Genomic DNA, 20,264 nt, shown 5'->3' with positions numbered 1-20,264 from the left:
GGAGGCGAGCGGTGACGGAGGCGAACGATCGGCCCGCGGCGCGGGTGGTCTGCGTGGACGGCTCCGGCCGGGTGCTGCTGATGCACTGGCGCGACGCGGTGAGCGGGCAGGCCCTGTGGGAGCCGCCGGGCGGCGGGATCGACCCGGGTGAGACCCCGCTGGAGGCCGCCCGCAGGGAACTGGCCGAGGAGACGGGCCTGCCCGGCGAGGCGGTGCTGGACCGGTGGCTGCCGGTGCACCGGGACTTCACCTGGCTCGGTGTCCGCTACGTCAAGACCGAGCGGTTCTACCTGGCCAGGTTCGGCCGCACCCCGCAGGTGCGTCCCGACCGGCTCACCGCCGAGGAGGACGGCGCCTATCTCGGGTCGGGCTGGTTCCTCACCGAGGAGCTGGCCGGGCTGCCGGACGTGGTGGACCCGCCCGGCCTGCCGGAGATCGTCTCCCGCCTCACGCTGCCGGAATGACCCGGTCCCACCATCCCGGCCCCACCAGCCGGCCTCACACGCCGGCGCTCAGCCGCCGGAAGGCGCGGCTCATGACGGCGGTGCCGCCGGGCAGGTCCGCGAAGCCGAACAGGCGGTTGCGCAGCGTGATCCGCCAGTGCTGGTGCGGGACCATCCAGCGGGCGGCCCCGCGGCCGCCCCTCTGCTTGCCCAGGGCGAACGGGCGCATCCGGCGCTCGTAGCGCTCCAGGGCCGCCTCGACGCCGGCGCCGAGCAGCTCGGTGGAGAGCACGTGCGCCCCCGCCATCGCCATCGACGACCCCTGACCCGCCATGAGCGAGACCGCGTGGGCGGCGTCACCGAGCAGGGTGACCCGCCCCCGGCTCCATCCGGGCATCTGGATCTGGGCGACCTGGTCGTAGTAGGGATCCTCCGGGCAGTGGGCCAGCACCCGGTCCACCAGGCGGCCCATCCCCCGGTAGCGGGATGCGATCTCCGCCCGGGCGTCGGCGGGCAGGGCCGTCCCGGGCACGGCATGGACCAGCCAGGCGGCGAGATCCCCGTCCCGCGTCGGGTAGATCCCCGCCTGCCGGTCCGGCACGCTCACCAGGAGGGCCCTCCGGCCCGCTTCCCCGGCCAGTCCGGCGTCCCGGATCAAGTAGGAGGCCGTGTGGTAGCCGAGCGGTCGCAGGTAGCGCTCCTCCGGACCGAAGACCAGCCTCCGGACCGCGGAGTGCAGACCGTCGGCGCCCACCAGGAGGTCGACGCGGCGGACGCTCCCGTCGGTCAGCTCGACGTCCACCCCGCCGGGGGCCTCCCGGATCGCGGTGACGCCGGCGCCGTACCGGATCTCGGCACCGGCGTCCAGCGACGACCGCAGGATCCTCTCCAGCTCACCGCGCATCACGCTGAGCACGCGCCCGCCGGCCGCCGCCCGGGCCGCGTCGTAGCGCAAGCCGCCGGCCCGCCTGCCGCGCCCGTCGAGGTAGACGATCTCGGCGATGTCGGCGGAGGCGTCGTGCAACCGCGCGAGGATGCCCATCCGCTCGGCCACGTCGTAGCCGGCGCCGAAGAAGTCGATCATGTAACCGTCGCTGCGCGGGCCGGCCGCCCTCTCGACGAGCGTCACCTCCGCTCCGGCCCGCCGCAACCACCAGCCCAGCGTGAGCCCGGCGATTCCGGCGCCGCAGATCAGGACGTTCACGGCCTCTCCCCTTCCCTGCCGAACAGACCGTCCCGGTAGACGCTCAGCACCTCCTCCGCCCATCTGCCCGCCCCCTCGGGAGCGAGCGGGTCGACGCCGAGCACATCGGCGAGCTGGTCCCGCAGGAGCAGCAGCACCAGATCGTTGGCCATCAGGAAGGCCGTACGGACCTCCGGGTCCCGGCCCGGGGAGAGCACCCCGCGCGCGGTGAGCGTCTCGGTCATCGCCCTGCCGGCCGCGAACCACCGGCGGAACACCGCGGTCCCGGCGGGATCGCCGGACAGCAGCAGGCGGCGCAGGTAGGCGGGGACCGGTGAATCCGGGGGGAGCTCCGCCAGGAGCGTCTCCGCCATGGAGACCCCGTCGGACACGTCGAGTCCCCCTCCGGCCGCTTCGGCGAACAGGACGTCGAACACCGACGCCACGTGGTCGTCCACCGCCGCGCGGAGCCCGTCCTTCGAACCGAAGTGATGGATGACGAGGCCGGGCGAGACCTCGGCGGCCGCGGCGATCTGGCGGACCGTCACCGACGCGGATCCCCGGGCCGCGAACAGCTCCAGCGCCCGGTCCCGGATGACGGCCCTGGCGGTACGGTCGTCTCGTGCTGAACACACGTTCAGCAAGTTAAACGATCGTTCAGCGCAAAGCAAGCGACAAGCCCTCGCCGCAGGGACGGTTCCGCGACGAGCCGCGCCCCCGTCGCGGCGTCCGGCCGTCGGCCCGGCGCGATCCGGACGAGCGGAGGAAAGATTCCACCCTGGAGCACAGAAGACCACTCCCACGGGAGAAGATCCTCAGTCTGAAGGGGCGTCGTCCGGCGTCCACTTCATCAGCGGCCGTGGAGACATTCCTTCTGGAGGGAGAGGACAACTCCCTCAGGAGTGGTTCTCTCCACCCCTCAGGGAGGGTCCTCTTCCCCGGGCCGGCCGTGGGGCGCATCGGGACGTTCCGGCCTCCGCGCGAATCCGCCGGCGATGCACCCGCCGAAGGAATCGGCACGGGTACGGATAATGAACGGATACGGGGAATGAACGGCCCGTCATTCCTGTGACCGGCGATGACGGAGCGAGATCAATGCGATATGCGCGTCACTGAGGCAAGACGGACATCGTGCTCGTCAGATCTTTCTCCCAGTACAGCACGACGTATCCCCCTCGCTCCTCCCTGCGGATCTCACGCCAGCCGTACTTGCGATAGAGCCCGATCGCCGCGCACTGATTCAGCGTGGTGTCACAGAGGAGTCGCCCATAGCCCAGCTCGACCGCCCGCGCCTCCAGGGAGAGGACCGTCCGGGCGCCGTACCCCTGCCGCTGGAACTCCGGATGCACCCGCAGGCGGCACATCTCGGCGACCTCGTCGTCGATCCGGCGCAGCCCGCCCATCGCCACGACGCGGCCGCCGGCCTCCCCCACCAGGAACTCTCCCCGGTCGGCGAGATAGACCTCGTTGATCCGCGGGAAGTCGTCGTCGTACCAGACGCCGTCTCCCGGGGCGAGCCCGACCTGCGCGAGGCAGATCTGGTGCAGCGCGCAGACGGCTTCGAGGTCGGACCAGCGGTAGCGCCTGATCCTGAGACTCATGCAGTCGGCACTTCGAGCTCGGTCACCGAGGCGGTGCGCAGCGTCTCCAGGTAGGCCTTGAGTCGGGGATGACCGGGGGCCTTGGCCTCGACCGCCCGCGCCACCTCCTGAGCACGCTGCATGAGGATGTCCGGCCTGCACCCGTCGCCCAGCCCCTCGATCGTCGCCTGGGCGATCGTGAGCGCCTCCTCGACGTCACCCTCCATCAGCTTGCACCTGGCCCGGTCAAGCCTGATCAGTGTGGGGTCGAGCCAGTCGGAGGGACCGTACTTGGTGAGGGCCTGCTCGAGGATGAGGTCGGCCTCCATCGCCTGCCCCAGCCTGACCAGGGCGTCACCCTGGTGGAAGTAGAGCTGGCGCTCGGTGTAGCCGAAGGCCGCGTCCTCCTTCTGGTCCGCGGTCATCTGGGAGAACGCCGCCCTGGCCCGCGACAGCGCCCGCTTGGCCTGGTCGACCACATCCTTCTTCCCCGAGCCCGAGAGCATCGCGAGCGCCCGGGCCTCGACCACCGGCGCCATGGCCTGCGCCGCGCACGGGGTCTGACCGGCCAGGTCACCGCTCTTCTTGGCGAGGTTGAGCGCCTCGCGCGGGTCGCCGTAATACAGCGGGACCAGCGCCTCGCGGGCCGTGACCCAGGCCCGCAGCGCCCGGTCCCCGGTCTCGTCCGCCGCCATACGGCCGGTCCTGAAGAAGGACCGGGCCATCCGGTGGTCACCCAGATTGATCATGATCATGCCGCTGAGCCCGGCCAGCTGCGCCGCCATCCGGCAGAGCCGTTCCTGCAGGTCCACGGGCTGCCGGCGTTCCATCGCCTTGCGCACGGCGCTGAACTCCAGCAGCACGTCGCACAGCAGGCGGAGCGGCGGCGTGTTCATGTACTGCCGCCCGAACCCGACCGCGGCCTCCTCCCACTGATCGAGCATCGCCGGGGAGACCGTGGCCGACACCAGGGTGCCGTCCATCCTCCTGCGTATGTTGTCCACCGATCCGAGCACCTGGCCGTCCAAGGCGACACTGCCGCCGGCCAGAAGGCCCAGAAGCGTTCTCCGTAGCACGTTCTCGTCCTCCTCGCCCCCGTCCACCGAAGGGTCGCCGCCGACCTGAGGTGGGAGCCACCGCTCGCGCGGCCCAGGGGAAGCTTCGGGTTTCTCATCCTGGAGATCGCCTCGGACGACACCGGGCATCTTGTGGCCGTGACCGCAGATGCACGGGCCCTCGTACCCGAGGGCGACCGGTTCTACCCGGTAGACGGTGCACAGATAGTGGAGGTATTCGGGACCGGGCCGCTTCAGCCCGCTCTCGTAGGCGGACAGAAGCGTCTCCCCGATGCCGGGCGCCGGCTTCCCGTCGCGCTCGAACAGCGCCCTGACCTGTTCGATCACGTCGGCGAGCGCGATGCCGTGCGCGAGACGATGACCCTTGATCCGCGTGGTCCCGAACTGCGGACCGCACTTCTCGTGGATCTCCTCGGCTATCTGCGCCGAGCCCCGTCCCGCGGCCAGACCGCGGGCTCGGATCCGCCGCGCCAGCTCTGTCTCTCTGTGCTGCCTGCCGGACATACCGGCCCCTCTCTCGTGACCAGCTGGGCGGGCTGGCACACTTACATGTCCTGACCGGTCCTCTCCTGCTGACGCAGTGTGACGATGGCGTCGCACTGCGCCTACTGAGAATGATGGACCACCTTTGGCTCATCCGGAACCAGCGAATAGAGCCATCGGCTAAGGATCGTCTCCCCCCGGACTGCTTCTTTCAACCTACTTGGGAGAACGGCCACCCTGATCTCGGGTTTCGTGACGTTGACCACCGCGCCGGTGTGAGACATCTTTGGCCGACCAGCGCCGATTCGCCCGATCACAAGAATGCGATTCGGTGTCGGCCGACCCCAAGGAGGAGGGACGAGGTGCAGGGAGACGATTTCGAGCATCTGGAGCGATTGGTGTCGGAACTGGATGCTCGAGGGCTGCACGCCCGCGTGGTGCGGAGCCGGACGGGTCGCGTGTTCGCCCGCGTGATCAACCCGAACGCGACCAGCCTGGCGGAGAACGTCACCTGCCGCGCCCAGGCCGCGCCCAGCCGTCCCGACTGGTACTACTGCTGGTCCTGGGGCGAGCGGATGCACACGGCGGAGGATCCCGCCGGTGCCGCGACCAAGGTCGCACGCGTACTCGCCGCGGTGGGGGAGTGACCACGGCGGTGGACCGGCACGGAGCGCAGCCGTACCGGTCCACCGCGCCCACCGCGGCCCGGCCGGGCCGGCGGGGTGACCGGTGCGGAGCGTCCTCGGACGCTGGGCACCCCGCCGGCTTCGGAACACAGAGCCACCGTCCGGGCCCCGGACGGTGATCGGGGAGATCCCTCCCGCACAGCGGTGCGGGGCGCGCTTCCGGGTGCGCGCCCCGTCCGTGCCGTACGCCACCGGAGCGTCCGGATCCGCCCCCCGCGGCCCCGGACCGGGCGCCCCCGTCTTCCCCGGCGTGATGTGACGGCGGCCGGTTCTGTCGGCAATATGGAGAACGTCGATGACTTCCCCATTGCCGACCGACCCGATCCGGGAGGGATCCTCTCCGTGTTCCTGCTGTCCCCCAGTCCTTCCCCCAGTCCTTCCCTGGCCCCGTCTCCGACCCCGGTCCCCTCATCGACACCCACCTCGGTCCTGGACCTCCCGCTCCAGATGACCCAGGGACTGAGCAACGCGTGCAAGAGCGGCGTCGAAAGTGACGTACTCTGCGACATCGTGTACTCCGTCCTGCCCGCGACCTGGGCTCCGGTGATCGCGGGCCTGATCTCCATCGTGCTCATCCTGGTGGTCGCCTTCGTCCTGCGGAACGTCGCCCACCGCCTGATCACCCGGGTGGTACGGCGCGCCTCCTCGGGCAACGCCTCGCTCGCCGGACGGCTGCGGGGACGGCAGACGGTGCAGCCGGAAGGCCTCGACGCGGTCGCCGCCGAACGGCGCAGGCAGCGCTCGGAGACCATCGGCTCGGTGCTGCGCTCGGTCTCCTCGATCGTCATCATCGGCACCGCGTTCCTGACCGTCCTGGAGCGGCTCTCCGTCCCGATCGCCCCCCTGCTGACCAGCGTCGGCATCATCGGCGTGGCCCTGGGCTTCGGCGCCCAGGAGCTCGTCAAGGACTTCATCGCGGGCATGTTCATGCTCCTGGAGGACCAGTACGGCGTGGGCGACGTGATCGACGTGGGCGCCGCCGTCGGCGCCTCCACCACCGGCACCGTCGAGGCCGTCACCCTGCGCATCACCCGCCTGCGCGACGCCGACGGCCGTGTCTGGTACGTCCGCAACGGCACCATCACCCGGGTCGGCAACGAGTCCCAGGGCTGGTCCCGCGCGACCGTGGACGTCCCGGTCGCCTACAGCGCCGAGATCCCCGCCGTCCGCGAGCTCCTCACCCAGGTGACCGGGGAGATGTGGAACGACCCCGCCTTCCGCGACTCCGTCATCGTCGAGGAGCCGCAGGTCTGGGGGATCGAGCAGATCTCCGACACCGCCGTGGTCTTCCGGATCAGCGTCAAGACGATCCCGTCCCGGCAGGCGGAGGTCGCCCGGGAGATCCGGCTGCGGGTGAAGGCGGCCCTGGACCGGGCCTCCATCACGATCGCCGGCTGACGGCGGCGGGCGCGGGCGCCTCCCGGCGGCGCCCGGGACGGACCGCGCCCGGGCCCGGACCCCTTAGGCTGAAACCGTGTCAGGTACCACCGAGGAATCCCAGTCGTTCTACGACGCCGTCGGCGGTGAGGAGACCTTCCGCCGCCTCGTCCGCCGCTTCTACGAGGGGGTCGTGGACGACCCCCTGCTGTGGCCGATGTACCCCGCGGAGGACCTGGCGGGGGCCGAGGAGCGCCTGAGCCTGTTCCTGATGCAGTACTGGGGCGGTCCGGGCACCTACAGCGAGCGGCGCGGCCACCCCCGGCTGAGGATGCGGCACAACCCGTTCGTGATCGGCGGCGCCGAGCGGGACGCGTGGCTGCGGCACATGCACGACGCCGTGCTCTCCCTGGAGCTCCCCGAGGAGCTGGAGAAGCGCCTGTGGGACTACCTCGTCTACGCGGCGCACAGCATGGTCAACGCCCCCGACGCATAAAGGCCGCCGGGCCGGGGCAACCCCCACACATGGAAATCCCCTGGTGGCGTGATGCCGTCGTCTATGAGATCTACGTTCGCAGTTTCGCCGACGCCTCGGGAGACGGCGTCGGCGACCTGGCCGGTGTCCGGCAGCGCCTGCCGTACCTCGCCGAGCTCGGCGTGGACGCGATCTGGCTGACCCCCTTCTACCGCTCCCCCATGGCCGACGGCGGCTACGACGTGGCCGACCACAGGGACGTGGACCCGCTGTTCGGCACCCTGGACGACTTCGACGCGATGGTGGCCGAGGCCCACCGGCTCGGTCTGCGGGTGCTCGTGGACATCGTGCCCAACCACAGCTCCGCGCAACACCCGTGGTTCCAGGCGGCGCTGCGGGGCGAGGGCCGCGACCGCTACATCTTCCGGGACGGCGGGGAACGGCCGCCCAACAACTGGCAGTCGACCTTCAGCGGCCCGGCCTGGACCCGGCTCCCCGACGGGCAGTGGTACCTCCACCTGTTCGACTCCTCCCAGCCGGACTTCGACTGGCGCAACCCCGAGGTGCACGCCGAGTTCCTCGACGTGCTGCGCTTCTGGCTCGACCGGGGCGTGGACGGGTTCAGGATCGACGTGGCGATGGGCCTGTACAAGGCCGAGGGACTGCCCGACACCCCGCCCGAGGGCCAGGCGTTCACGGCCGAGTCGCCCATCTGGAGCCGCCCGGAGGTCCACGGCGTCTACCGGGAGTGGCGCAAGGTGCTCGACTCCTACGACGGCGAGCGGATGGCCGTCGGGGAGGTGTGGACCGACTCCGCCGAGGACCTCGCGCTCTACGTCCGCCCGGACGAGCTGCACCAGAGCTTCAACTTCGCCTGGCTGCAGGCGCCCTGGTCGGCCACGGCGTTCCGCAAGGTCATCGACGACACCCTGGCCACGGGGGAGGCCCACACCTGGGTGCTCTCCAACCACGACGTGGTCCGCCACGTCACCCGCTACGGCGAAGGGCTGCCCGCCTCGACCACCGGGCTCGCCCGGGGCCGGGCGGCGCTGCTGGCCATGCTCGCGCTGCCCGGGTCGGCGTATCTCTACCAGGGAGAGGAACTCGGCCTCCCGGAGGTGACGGACCTTCCTCCGGAGGCCCGGCAGGACCCCATCTTCATCCGCTCGGAGGGCACGCTGCCCGGCCGGGACGGCTGCCGCGTCCCCCTCCCGTGGTCCGGTGTCGCCGCGCCGTACGGCTTCTCTCCCGAGGGCGTGGCGCCGTGGCTCCCCCAGCCGGCGGAGTGGGCCGCGCTGACGGCCGAGCGCCAGGCGAACGACCCCGGGTCGACGCTCGCCTTCTACCGGCAGGCGCTGCGGGCCCGGCGGTCGCTGCGCGGCGCGCTCCCCGACCTCGTCACCTGGATGGACTCCCCCGAGGACGCGCTCTTCTTCGCCCGCGGCCCGCTGACGTGCGTCGTCAACTGCGGTTCCGAGCCCGTGCCGCTCCCGCCGCACGACCGGGTCCTGATCGGCAGCGCCCCGGTGGAGGGCCACCTGCTGCTCCCGGACACGGCGGCCTGGCTGCACACCCCGTAGGCAGGCGCTCCGTCCGGGGGCAGGGCTCCCTTTCCGGCGTCCCGTCCCCGGACGGCCTACTCCGCGTCCTGAACGGCCAGGGCCCGCTCGGCCAGGCGCTCCGCCTCACCGCTCTCCAGGCCGATGCCGAAGACCTCCTCCAGTACGGCATGCAGCTTCCCCGGCTCCAGCCGCTCCCCGTCGAGGTCGAGGCCCTGCAGCCGGCGGCGGACGCCGGCCGCCGTCTGCTGGATGATCGGGTGCCTGACGAACGGCGAGGTGGGGACGGTGGAGGTGAAGTGGTTGGCCACCTCGAAGTCCGCCGGGTAGTGCGTCTCGACGCGGAAGGAGTACAGCCCGATCCAGCCGTCCGGGCGCAGGCCGTGCAGCACCCACTCGTCGCCGTCCCTGCCGAGCCGCCAGCTCCAGCCGTCCACCGAGGAGAGCGCGCCGTCGGCGAGCGGCACCGGCTCCAGCAGCCCGTCTCCACCGAATCCCACGTCGGCCAGGTGGGTCACGCCGTCGGCCTCGACCAGGAGCATGGCGTGCGAGCGCGGCCTCCGCCGGTCCTCGCCCATCCTGACCCTGGCCAGCAGCCGGGTCACCGGGTAGCCGAGCCGCTCCAGCACGGCGGCGAAGAGCAGGTTCTGCTCGTAGCAGTAGCCGCCGCGCCGGGAGTTCACCAGTTTGCCCTGGAGGCTGGCGACGTCGAGCCGGACCCCCCTGCCCAGGATCACGTCGAGGTTCTCGAACGGGATCGCCGTCACGTGGGCGCGGTGCAGGGTGCGCAGCGTCTCCGCGGTGGGGTCGAGCGGGCCCCGGTGGCCGATCCGGCGGAGGTAGGAGGTCAGGTCGAGGTGTTCGACGCCCCACTCGGAGGCGGGAGTGTTCTCCGTCATGTCCTCCATCATGGCCGTTCCCGTCGTTTCGGAGATGTCATTCGATCATCCGGTTGCGGCTTCCGGCGGACCTTCGGCGGCGAACCTGTTGAGATAGGCGATCTCATCCCGGTTCAGCCGGCGGGGGGCGGCCCCGGCCACGTCGTAGGCGACCAGGATCGAACGGGCCCGGACGAAGACCTCGTCGTCGTCGCGGATCTCGTAGGCGAGGGTGAAGCGCACCGGGCGGATCTCGGTCACCCAGGTCTCCACCCGGACCGGGTCGGGCCGGAAGGTGAGGGGCCGCCGGTAGTCGATCTCATGCCGGGCCACGACGAGCCCCTGGAACGGAGCGATGCCCTCCCGGTGGGGGTCGACGTGGAACAGGCCGAGGCGGGCGTCCTCCAGGTAGTCGAGGAACCGCACGTTGTTGACGTGGCCCAGCGCGTCGATGTCGGCGAACCGGACGGCCCGGGGGAAGACGTGCCGGCGGGCGCGGCCCGTGTCGTTCGTGGTGGGTTCGAGCACACCGAGAACCGTAGCGGTCCCCGTCGCCTCCGCCGGGCGGCGGGGTGGCGGGGACCGCTACGGCCGGATCAGTCGCGGGTGAGCTTGCGGTAGGTCACCCGGTGCGGGCGGGCCGCGTCGGCGCCCAGCCGCTCGATCTTGTTCTTCTCGTAGTCGGCGAAGTTGCCCTCGAACCAGAACCAGTTCGAGCCCTCTTCCCAGGCCAGGATGTGGGTCGCGATGCGGTCGAGGAACCACCGGTCGTGCGAGGTGATGACCGCGCAGCCGGGAAAGTCGAGCAGCGCGTTCTCCAGGCTGGAGAGCGTCTCGGTGTCCAGGTCGTTGGTGGGCTCGTCGAGCAGGAGGACATTGCCGCCCTGCTTGAGGGTCAGCGCCAGGTTGAGGCGGTTGCGCTCGCCGCCGGACAGGACCGCGGCCTTCTTCTGCTGGTCCGGGCCCTTGAAGCCGAACGCGGCGATGTAGGCCCGGGACGGCATCTCGACCTGGCCGACCTTGATGTGGTCCAGCCCGTCGGAGACGACCTCCCAGACGTTCTTCTTCGGGTCGATGCCGCCGCGGCTCTGGTCGGCGTAGGAGATCTTGACGGTGTCGCCGATGACGATCTCGCCGCCGTCCGGCGTCTCACCGCCGGTGATCATCCGGAAGAGCGTGGTCTTGCCGACGCCGTTCGGGCCGATCACGCCGACGATGCCGTTGCGGGGCAGGTCGAAGGTGAGGCCGTCCATCAGGACCCGGTCCTCGAAGCCCTTGGTGAGCTTCTCGGCACGGATGACCGTGGTGCCCAGGCGCGGGCCCGGCGGGATCTGGATCTCCTCGAAGTCGAGCTTGCGGTGCTTGTCCGCCTCGGCGGCCATCTCCTCGTAGCGCTGGAGACGGGCCTTGCTCTTGGTCTGGCGCGCCTTCGGGTTGGAGCGCACCCACTCCAGCTCGTCCTCCAGGCGCTTCTTGCGCTTGGCGTCCTTCTGCCCCTCGAGCTTCAGCCGGGCGGCCTTGGCCTCCAGGTAGGTGGAGTAGTTGCCCTCGTAGGGGTGGCACCGCCCGCGGTCGAGCTCCAGGATCCAGGTCGCCACGTTGTCCAGGAAGTAGCGGTCGTGGGTGACGGCCAGGACGGTGCCGGGGTACTTCTCCAGGTGGGACTCCAGCCACTGCACGCTCTCGGCGTCGAGGTGGTTGGTGGGCTCGTCGAGCAGGAGCAGGTCGGGCTGCTCCAGCAGCAGCTTGCAGAGCGCGACCCGGCGGCGCTCGCCACCCGACAGCTGGGTGACCTCGGCGTCCGGGGGCGGGCAGCGGAGCGCGTCCATCGCCTGCTCCAGCTGGCTGTCGAGGTCCCACCCGTTGCGGTGGTCCAGGGCGTCCTGGAGCTTGCCCATCTCCTCCAGCAGTTCGTCGCTGTAGTCGGTGGCCATCAGCTCGGCGATCTCGTTGAACCGGTCGAGCATGGCCTTGGTCTCGGCGACGCCTTCCTCGACGTTGCCGAGCACGGTCTTGGACTCGTTGAGGGGGGGCTCCTGCTGCAGCATGCCGACGGTGAAGCCGGGCATGAGCCGGGCGTCGCCGTTGGACGGCTGCTCCAGGCCCGCCATCATCTTCAGCAGCGTCGACTTTCCGGTGCCGTTGGGACCCAGCACGCCGATCTTGGCGCCCGGCAGGAACGACAGCGTCACGTCATCGAGGACGACCTTGTCACCGTGCGCCTTGCGCACGCGCTGCAGTGTGTAGATGTACTCCGGCATGCCTTCTAGCTTAGGCCCTGCGGGGCTCAGCTAGGGGCGTCCTGCGGGCCGGGCGGCGGCCCGGGCGGCGCGGAGGACGTGGTCGGCAGGTGGATCCGGTCCCGGCCGAGCTCCTTGGCGTGGTAGAGGGCCAGATCGGCCACCGCGAGCAGTTCGATCAAGTCGTTGCCGTGCACGCTCATGACCGCGACGCCGGCCGAGATCGTCACGCTGATCATGCTTCCCTCGACCGGGACCGCCATCCGTCCGATGCGCGATCGCAGCCGCTCGGCCACCCGCCGCGCCTCGGTCGTGTCGGCTCCGGGCAGCAGGACGACGAACTCCTCCCCGCCGAACCGGCCCACGACGTCGTACTCGCGGAGCTGGCTGCGGAGCGTCGTGGCCACCCCGACCAGGACCTGGTCCCCGATCAGGTGGCCGTAGCTGTCGTTGACCCGCTTGAAGTGGTCGATGTCGATGATCAGCACGGCCAGGGGGTCTCCGGTCCGCCTGGCCCTGACGATCTCGGTGTCCGCCTCGCGCTGCCAGGCGGCGGCGTTGAGCAGGCCGGTCTTCGCGTCGGTGCGGGCCGCGGCCTGGAGCTGGGCGTGCAGCAGGCTCCGCTGCAGCAGCACCACCGGCGGCAGCGCCAGCACCAACAGCGTCAGGTTGATCCCGCAGGTGATGGCCACGATCACGCCGAGACAGAGCTCGACGGCGTCCAGCGTCAGGCTCTCCCGGTCCCACAGCACCTCGCGCCAGCGGCTGTCGGGGTTCGCGGTGTGCGCGGCCACGGCGATCAGCCCGGTGTTGAGCACCGTGAACAGGACGGCGCAGGCGATCGCGACGAGGATCGGCCACCCGCGGCCCGTGCTCAGCGCGGACGGGTCGCCGACGGCCGCGTGGAACAGCACCGAGGCCGCGCACCCGGACAACCCGATCGCCGCCGAGCTGAACACCCTCCGGTAGACGACCGTCTCACGCACCCGTTTCTGCAGCAGGATCTGGAGCGGGATCGGCGCGACGAGCGCGTAGACCGGAGGCAGGAGCATCGCGACGGGCAGCCACCAGGCGGAGAGCAGGTCGCGGGCGACCCCGGCGGGCATCCCGAGCCTGCGGGTCGCCTCGATGCAGACCGCTCCGCACGCCATCAGCGCGGCGAAGGTCAGCGTGTCGGACCAGCGGAGCACGCTGGTCGTGGCGGAGAATGCGATCGCGGCCAGAGCCAGGGCCACGACCCCGCAGAGGTAGACGACCAGCGCGCGGCGCTGCCCCAGCAGAGGCCACCGCCCGGCCAAGGTCGTCACGCCGTCACGTGGCTTGACCGAGGTATGACTGGGCGCCACCATGCAGTCCCCCTCTTTGGCTAACGATGTGTAACACAATAGTTGCGGAGTGTGCGCCGCGCGACGGGAACCGCTACCTTGGGCGGAGTGAGCCGACATATCGGGTGGCTTGCGATGGACATCGCTCTCTCCGCGACCGGAACGTGTGGGAAAGGAGCAGCCATGCTGCGGGGCGTGACCTGGACCTGAACAGGTGCCTCGGCGTCTGAGACGAACCCGACCATCAGCCGTTTCCCACCAGTGATCCCAGTGATCCCAGTGATCCGTACCCGCAGGGCGAGGCACCGACCGCGCCCGGCCGATGCCCCCTCCGCCCCGCCCCCTCCGCCCGCCCTTCCAGGGGCCTCCGCTCCGCCTCCTCTGCCGTCGACGTGCGCCCAGGGCACCGGGAGGACTTCCCGGTCCGGAACCGGGAAGACCCCGCGGCCCGGCGGAACGCTCTCAGGCCGCCATCCGCGCTCCGACACGCCGCAGCCTGCCGCTCCTCGTCTCCGGGACGGGCTCTCCGCCGCCCGCGTCCTCCCCGCCCACGGCTCCGTCCGGCTCCGGACCGCCCACTCCGCCGCCCCCGGTGGGCTCGACCGACCCGGTGAGCTCGACCGACCCGGTGAGCTCGACCGGCCCGGTCGTCCCGGCCGCCGTCTCCCCGACGGAACGGGCCGCGGCCTCCCAGGCGGGCCCGGCCGCCGTCTCCCCGCCCACCCCCTCCACGGCCTGTCGCGGTTCCCTCCGCGAGGACGCCCGCGCGGACTCCTCCCCCGGGGTCCCGTTCCCCTCCGGCGAGACCGCTCCGCCCAGGGCCCAGTCGTGGGTCCCGCGGTCGAGCTCGCTGCGCTCCTCCGCGCCCAGGGACGGGGCCGTCCCACCTCGCTGCGGCTTGCTGAAGCTCCCCAAGCCCCAGCGGAGGTCGTGTCCGAGGGAGCCGGCCTCGACCTCCGCCATGAAGCGGCGCTCCCCCTCGTGGACGAACTCCCGGATGCGCAACCGCCCGTGGACGACGATCGGCTGGCCCACCTGGACCGACTGGGCGACGTTGTCGGCCAGCCCCCGGAAGCACCGGACCCCGAAATAGGTCGTCTCACCGTTGCGCCACTGCTGGTTCTCCCTGTCGAAGTAACGGTTCGTCGAGGCCACCTTGAGCGAGGTGACCCGCGATCCGTCCGGGAAGGTGTGCTGACGCGGCGGGGCCGCGACGTTGCCGGTGAGCGTGACGTGGATGTCGTTCATCGTGCCTCCCATGAGAGCCGGCGGACTGCCCGCGGCATGGAAGACACGATGGCCTGCGCCCCCGGGGCCGCGAGCCGCCCTCGAACGTCCTGTGGACGACCGGGCTCGGAACCGCCGGGGCTGTGGACGACCGGCGGTGATCAGCCGCGTACGGTGCGCAGGGCCGCGTAGAACTCGTTGTACCGGGCCAGTTCGCGCTCCACCGGCTCGATCACCATGCTCTCGGCCAGCGCCGCGACCCTGCGGCGCATCTCCCGCTCCAGCCTCTCCCGCTCGCCCGCGGCGCCCAGCACCACGAGATTCCGGCTGGCCACGGCCGTGAGCAGGCCCAGCCCGAGAACGGAGAGCAGCATCAGGACGACCCACGGCAGCGCGGCGGCGTCACCGAAGAACGCCAGTCCCTCCGGGATCTCCCCCGCCTCGAAGACCCCGTAGGCCAGCGCCGTACCGGCCCAGGCGAGGCCCGCGACGAAGAGCAGGACCAGCGTGTACTGCCAGGCGAGCAGGACCCGCCACCAGGCGGGCACCCGGTCGAGACGGGGCGCGATCTCCGTCAGCTCCTCCGACAGCACCTTCGGCAACTGCGCCGAACGAGAGCGCGCGGCGTCCCGGACCGCGTTCCGCCAGGCCTCGTGCATGCCCGTGGTCAGACCGTCCGACAGGGCCTGGACCGCGTTGTCCACCTCCGCGGGCTGTGCGCTCACCGCACCCCCGCTCAGGCCCCGGATCTCGTCCCGCAGGTCGCCCAGGCGCAGGCTGTCGAGCGGATCGGGCCGGAGCTTCGCGATCCAGCGGGCGTACGGCCAGCCGACCCATTCGATCGACCGCACGCCGTACACGTTCTCCATCGCCTCGCCGACGGCCGGCACGCCGACCGCGTCGCAGAGGGCGTCGGTCAGCCCGATCCGGCGCGCGTCGTCGACGGCGGCCGGCGAGGACGGAGCGCCCTCGGCGGGCATCGCCTCCGACAGGCGCCGGACCAGCCGGTCGAGATCGGCCTCCAGCCGCTGGATCGCGGCCCGGCGCCGGACCACGGCGTCGGAGAGCACGGCCTTGAGGTTGCCGACGCCCCGGCCCATGGTCGCGGAGGTCGTCACGATGACGGGGTGCTCGATCCCCTCGCGGCGGAGCAGGCCCTCCAGGTCGGCGACGCACTCGGCCAGGTCCTCGGGGCTCAGCCGGTCGACCTGGTTGAGCACGAAGACCGTCACCGCGTCGTGCCCGGCCAGCTCGGTCACGTAGCGGCGGTGGGTGGACGCGTCGGCGTACTTCTGCGGGTCCAGCACCCAGACGACGAGGTCGGCGACCTGGATCAGCCGGTCGGCCTCGGTGTCGGTGAGCGCCCGGATGGAGTCGTGGTCGGGCAGGTCGAGCAGGACCAGGCCGTGCAGCCCGCTCTCGCCCTTGTCGAGGGCGCTGGCCCGCGCGAAGCGGTGCCGCCACTGGATCTGCAGCCAGTCGAGCAGCGGTCCGGCGCCCTCCAGCCCCCAGACGCACGCGTGGGTGCGCGCCGTGGTGGGCCGGCGCACGCCGGTGGGCGACAGCTCCAGCCCGGAGACGGCGTTGAACAGCGACGACTTTCCGCTGCCGGTGCCTCCGGCGAGGGCGACCACCGTGTGGTCGGGGGAGAGCTTGAGACGGTCGCCGGCGCGCAGCAGCAGCTGGCCCGCCTCCGTGAGGACCTTGGAGTCGACTCTGCCCGGTCCCAGCTCCACGATCCGGGCGACCGCGGCGAGCCGGCCGCCGAGTCCCTGGCGCGTCTGGGCGGTGCCGATGGTGCTGGTCATCGTCGCTATCGTCCCTCGTTCGCGGTACGGCCCGCGGCCCGCGGGGGAGCCGCCGGCCGGACGGTCCGGGTCCCGCGCGCCCGGCGGGCCGTCATGACGGATGCGCGCACGGCGGTTCCGGCGCGCGCGGCACGGGGCTCACTCCTCATCGGGCGACCTCAAGGTTGTACATGGCCTGGTAGAGACGGGTGGCGGCGGCTTCGTCGGGGATGCCCGCGCCGTCGAGGACCTGGACGTAGCGCCAGACCTCGTCGTCGAACAGCGTGCCGATCCGGGTGCGCAGATCGCTGCGGGCCTTGGCGCTGATGCTGCGCAGGGACTCCGCGCCGAGCAGCGCGTGCAGCAGCCGCTGCGGCAGGGCGCTCTTGCCCGCGACCTCGATCTCGGCGGTGCCGTAGCCGAACATCCCGATCGTGAGGATCAGCGCCAGGGACTCGGCGTCGAACGAGACCACTCGGGCCACCGACCGCTTGGTCACGCCCTCCGTGCGGATCAGTCCGACGAGGTGGTCCTGCCAGGCCGCCACGGCCCGCCCGGCCCGGCGCGGCAGGTCGTCGGAGGGCTCGCCGAGGCCCGGCGCGACGGCCAGGGCCTCCCCCGCCCCGGGCCGGTTCAGCCAGCGCGACACGGTCTCCTCGGCGGCGCGCTGGGCGGCGGAGACCACGACCGCCTCCAGGCCGGCCCGGAGCGCGGTCTTCAGCGCGCTGAGCCGCTCGGGACCCTGCCGGCTCGCCTTCCCGGCGAACCTGCCGGGCTTGCGCAGGTGCAGGGTCCGCATGAGGTCGCCCGACCCGATGAAGTCCTGCCACCGGGCCAGCACCTCGCCGCGGAGCAGGGAACCGTTCCGCGTCGCCTCGTCGATCTCGGCCATCGCCCCGCCGTACGCGGCGTCCACGTCGCCCCGCAGGTCGGCGCGCAGGGCCAGCTGGACCTCCAGCTGCCTGGCCAGGGCGGGGACGCGGGCCCGGAAGCTGTCGAGCACCCCGGCCAGCGTCGCCTGTACGGCCTGCGCCCGCCGCCGGTCGTCCACCGACAGCTCGGTCAGCCAGAGCCTGAGCTCGGTGACCTCGTGGTCGGGCAGCATCCCGTCGGCGGCCGTGCTCTCGTTGATGACGAAGCGGTCGACCTGGCCGAGGCCGTACTCGGTGAGCATGCGCACGAAGTGCTTGGTGACCACCTCGCGCGACCTGGCCGGGACCCGGGAGAGCACGATCGCCAGCCGGGCGCCGCGCTCCTTGGCCAGCCGGAGCAGCCGCCAGGCCGGGGCGTCGGCGTACCGGGCCGCGGTGGTGACGAAGATCCACAGGTCGGCCGCGTCGAGCATGCGGTGGGCGATCTCGTGGTGCGCCTCCACCACCGAGTCGATGTCGGGGGTGTCGAGCAGCGCCACGCCCGGAGGCAGCCGCTCGGTGGAGACGAGCACCAGCCCGTCCGGTGCCGTCCCGGGCTCGGCGGCCTCCCTCCGCTCCAGGCTGCCCAGCGGACCGCCCTCGGCGAACCACTCGCGGTCGTCGGGGTGGCAGGCCAGGACGGGGGTGCCGGTGGTCGGCCGGCGCACGCCGGTGGGACTGACGTTGGCGTTGGCCAGGGTGTTGAGCAGGGTGGACTTGCCGGCCCCGGTGGATCCCGCGACGACGATGAGCGCCGGCGCGGTGCTCATGTGGATCCGGGGGATCACGTAGTCGTCGAGCTGGGCCAGGATCTCCGCTCTGGCCTTCCTGGCCTCCTCCACCCCGGGCAGGTCCAGGCCGAAGACGAGATCGGTGACGCTGCCGCGCAGTGCCGCGAGCGCCTCGGTCAGCGCCTCGGAGACCTCGTCGGGCAGCGGCTTCTCCTGCACCCGCTTCTCGGGGGCCGCACCGCTCTCCTCCTCGGACCCGTCCTCGTCCGCGACCACCACCACCGCGTCGCCGTCCGTGTCCGCGGAGCCGTCCGGGACATCCGGATCGTCCCCACCATCCGGGTCGCCGTCCGTGTCCGCGGAGCCGTCCGGGACATCCGGATCGTCCCCACCATCCGGGTCGCCGTCCGTGTCCGCGGAGCCGTCCGGGACATCCGGATCGTCCCCACCATCCGGGTCGTCGTCCGCGCCATCGGCGTCACCCGGGACGTCCGAGCCGTCCGCGTCATCCGGATCGTCCGGGAAATCCGGACCGTCCGGCCCCTTCGAGTCGTTCGAGATGTCCGGACCGTTCGCGTCCGCGGAGCCGTCCGCATGCCCGGAGGCCGCCTCCCCGGGATCCTCGTCCTCGGGGCGCCCGTTCGGAACTCCGGCCCCATCGGAACGCTCACCGCCGGAGTGCCCGTCCGCGGGAGCCGTCGCCGCGGAACGCTCTCCGGCGGGGGCGGCCTCGGCGGCCTCACCGTCGCCCGCCGCGGGATCGGCGGACGGCGCTCCGGCGGTCTCCGTCGCCGCGGCGCCGGGGGACGCGTCGTCCTCGCCGTCCTCGCCGGCGCGGATCGCCTGGAAGGTCAGCGTCTGCTCCCCGAGGGTCTCCGCGTGGTCCGGGAAGGCGCCCTCCGGTCCCTCCGGGCGGACGGCGTCGAACCTGCGGCCGCCCTCCGCCGGGTGCACGGGCCTGTCGGCAGCCGACTTCACGGCACCCGCTCCGCTCGAACCATCTCGACCTCCTGGCCGACTTTCACGACGTCGCCGACGACCACGATCGCCGGTGGCCGGATCCCCGCCGCGGTCACCCGCTCCGCCACGGTGGACAGCGTGGCGCGAACGGCACGCTGGGTGGGAAGAGTACCGTCCTGTACCACCATTACGGGAGTTTCCGGCGAACGTCCCTCGCGGACCAGTGTTTCGGCGATCACCGCGATCCGCTCGACGGCCATCATGAGCACCAGCGTTCCCGCCGATCGGGCCAGGTTCGGCCAGTCGACCGTGGACCGCTCGTCACCCGGCGGGACGTGCACCGAGACGACGTGGAACTCCTGGCTCACCCCGCGGTGCGTGACCGGCACGCCCGCCGCGGCGGGCACCGCCACCGGGCTGGTGATCCCCGGGACGACGACGACCGGGATCCCCTCGCGGGCGCAGGCGAGCATCTCCTCGCCACCGCGGCCGAAGACGAACGGGTCGCCGCCCTTGAGCCGGACGACGAACCTGCCCTGCCGGGCGTGCTCGACCAGCAGTTCGTTGATCTTCTCCTGGGCCAGGTAGCGGCCGTAGGGGATCTTCGCCGCGTCGATCAGCTCGACGTCCGGCGAGAGTTCGTCGAGCAGGGCCTGCGGGGCCAGCCGGTCGGCCACGACCACGTCGGCCTGGGCGAGCAGCTGCCGCCCGCGGACCGTGATCAGACCCGGGTCGCCCGGGCCCCCTCCGACCAGCGCCACCCCGACCGGCTTGGTCCGGTTGCGCCGGGCGTCGACGGTGCCGTCGCGGAGCGCTTCCACCACGGCGTCCCGGATCCCCGCCGCCCGCCGCGGGTCACCGCCCGCGGTGATCGCCACCCCGATCTCGTCCACCCGTCCGCTGGCCGGGGTCCACGCGGCCGACGCCTCCTTGTCGTCGGCGCGCACGCACCAGATCCGCTTGGCCTCGGCCTCGGCGGCCACCGCCGCGTTCACCGCCCGGTCGTCGGTGCAGGCGTGCACCAGCCAGGCGCCGTCCAGGTCGCCGACCTGGTACGGCCTGGCCTCCCAGGTCACGCGGCCGGTCGCGATGAGATCGTCGAGGGCGTGCGTGACGCTCGTGGAGACGATGGTGACCAGGGCGCCGGCGTCGAGCAGAGCCGGCACCCGCCGCTGGGCGACGCGACCTCCGCCCACGACGAGCACCCGCCGCCCGGAGAGACGCAGGCCGAGCAGATAGGGCGACGACATGACGACAGATCTCCCGTTCACGACGAATGGTGACGCGCGTGCGTTAGGAGGTAAACCTACCGGCTCACGGCGCGTCGTTTGCTTCACCCGTGT

At 72.0% G+C, this 20,264-nt stretch carries 17 protein-coding genes; 5 read left to right on the top strand and 12 right to left on the bottom strand.

All coding sequences use genetic code 11. From position 1 onward, the window contains the following. Positions 1 to 11: 11 nt before the first annotated feature. Complete coding sequence (locus HS045_RS16455) at positions 12 to 464, top strand: NUDIX hydrolase (RefSeq protein WP_196452216.1); 453 nt, start codon at positions 12 to 14, stop codon at positions 462 to 464. 34 nt (positions 465 to 498) lie between these two features. Here HS045_RS16455 and HS045_RS16450 read toward each other — a convergent pair whose 3' ends face one another. From HS045_RS16450 to HS045_RS16435, 4 genes are all read right to left on the bottom strand, one after another. Then, complete coding sequence (locus HS045_RS16450) at positions 499 to 1,647, bottom strand: FAD-dependent monooxygenase (RefSeq protein WP_196452215.1); 1,149 nt, start codon at positions 1,645 to 1,647, stop codon at positions 499 to 501. After that, positions 1,644 to 2,261 carry a TetR/AcrR family transcriptional regulator gene (locus tag HS045_RS16445; RefSeq protein WP_196452214.1) on the bottom strand — a complete coding sequence of 206 codons (618 nt, stop codon included), beginning with the start codon at positions 2,259 to 2,261 and terminating at the stop codon, positions 1,644 to 1,646. The genes HS045_RS16450 and HS045_RS16445 overlap by 4 nt, the downstream gene beginning before the upstream one ends. Positions 2,262 to 2,735: 474 nt before the next feature. After that, positions 2,736 to 3,227: a GNAT family N-acetyltransferase gene (locus tag HS045_RS16440; RefSeq protein ID WP_196452213.1), complete on the bottom strand. Its 492-nt coding sequence runs from the start codon at positions 3,225 to 3,227 to the stop codon at positions 2,736 to 2,738. Beyond that, the gene (locus tag HS045_RS16435) at positions 3,224 to 4,786 is read right to left on the bottom strand and encodes an XRE family transcriptional regulator (protein WP_196452212.1); all 1,563 of its coding nucleotides are present in this window, start codon (positions 4,784 to 4,786) and stop codon (positions 3,224 to 3,226) included. The genes HS045_RS16440 and HS045_RS16435 overlap by 4 nt, the downstream gene beginning before the upstream one ends. A gap of 341 nt (positions 4,787 to 5,127) precedes the next feature. Between HS045_RS16435 and HS045_RS16430 the strand changes: the two genes are divergently transcribed. The 4 genes from HS045_RS16430 (at position 5,128) to HS045_RS16415 (ending at position 8,883) form a co-directional block, all read left to right on the top strand. Further along, positions 5,128 to 5,412: a hypothetical protein gene (locus HS045_RS16430; RefSeq protein WP_196452211.1), complete on the top strand. Its 285-nt coding sequence runs from the start codon at positions 5,128 to 5,130 to the stop codon at positions 5,410 to 5,412. Positions 5,413 to 5,898: 486 nt separating this feature from the next. Then, positions 5,899 to 6,849: a mechanosensitive ion channel family protein gene (locus tag HS045_RS16425; protein WP_230884064.1), complete on the top strand. Its 951-nt coding sequence runs from the start codon at positions 5,899 to 5,901 to the stop codon at positions 6,847 to 6,849. 76 nt (positions 6,850 to 6,925) lie between these two features. After that, positions 6,926 to 7,324, top strand: a complete 399-nt coding sequence (locus HS045_RS16420; protein ID WP_196452209.1) for a globin — start codon at positions 6,926 to 6,928, stop codon at positions 7,322 to 7,324. Between the two features lie 29 nt (positions 7,325 to 7,353). Continuing rightward, entirely contained in the window at positions 7,354 to 8,883 is a 1,530-nt protein-coding gene (locus HS045_RS16415; protein WP_196452208.1) for a glycoside hydrolase family 13 protein, read from the top strand. 56 nt (positions 8,884 to 8,939) lie between these two features. Here HS045_RS16415 and HS045_RS16410 read toward each other — a convergent pair whose 3' ends face one another. The 8 genes from HS045_RS16410 to cobA all read right to left on the bottom strand — a co-directional run bounded on the left by HS045_RS16410 (position 8,940) and on the right by cobA (position 20,171). Further along, positions 8,940 to 9,761: an arylamine N-acetyltransferase gene (locus HS045_RS16410; RefSeq protein ID WP_196452207.1), complete on the bottom strand. Its 822-nt coding sequence runs from the start codon at positions 9,759 to 9,761 to the stop codon at positions 8,940 to 8,942. 45 nt (positions 9,762 to 9,806) lie between these two features. Then, positions 9,807 to 10,268, bottom strand: a complete 462-nt coding sequence (locus tag HS045_RS16405; RefSeq protein ID WP_196452206.1) for a thioesterase family protein — start codon at positions 10,266 to 10,268, stop codon at positions 9,807 to 9,809. Between the two features lie 68 nt (positions 10,269 to 10,336). Continuing rightward, positions 10,337 to 12,001 (bottom strand): energy-dependent translational throttle protein EttA, encoded by a 1,665-nt coding sequence (gene ettA / locus HS045_RS16400; RefSeq protein ID WP_196452205.1) that lies wholly within the window; start codon positions 11,999 to 12,001, stop codon positions 10,337 to 10,339. A 26-nt stretch (positions 12,002 to 12,027) separates the two neighbouring features. Continuing rightward, entirely contained in the window at positions 12,028 to 13,329 is a 1,302-nt protein-coding gene (locus HS045_RS16395) for a GGDEF domain-containing protein (RefSeq protein WP_196452204.1), read from the bottom strand. 438 nt (positions 13,330 to 13,767) lie between these two features. Then, entirely contained in the window at positions 13,768 to 14,553 is a 786-nt protein-coding gene (locus HS045_RS16390; RefSeq protein ID WP_196452203.1) for a single-stranded DNA-binding protein, read from the bottom strand. Positions 14,554 to 14,693: 140 nt separating this feature from the next. Then, on the bottom strand, positions 14,694 to 16,340 hold the full coding sequence (locus HS045_RS16385) for a GTPase (RefSeq protein WP_196452202.1): 1,647 nt from the start codon (positions 16,338 to 16,340) through the stop codon (positions 14,694 to 14,696). 145 nt (positions 16,341 to 16,485) lie between these two features. Continuing rightward, positions 16,486 to 18,939 (bottom strand): GTPase, encoded by a 2,454-nt coding sequence (locus HS045_RS16380; protein ID WP_307827553.1) that lies wholly within the window; start codon positions 18,937 to 18,939, stop codon positions 16,486 to 16,488. After that, positions 18,936 to 20,171: a uroporphyrinogen-III C-methyltransferase gene (gene cobA, locus HS045_RS16375; protein WP_196452201.1), complete on the bottom strand. Its 1,236-nt coding sequence runs from the start codon at positions 20,169 to 20,171 to the stop codon at positions 18,936 to 18,938. The genes HS045_RS16380 and cobA overlap by 4 nt, the downstream gene beginning before the upstream one ends. Between the last annotated feature and the right edge of the window lie 93 nt (positions 20,172 to 20,264).

The sequence above is a fragment of the Planomonospora sp. ID82291 genome, from assembly GCF_015711645.1.
Classification (GTDB): domain Bacteria; phylum Actinomycetota; class Actinomycetes; order Streptosporangiales; family Streptosporangiaceae; genus Planomonospora.
This window is presented reverse-complemented; position numbering and strand designations above follow the sequence as displayed.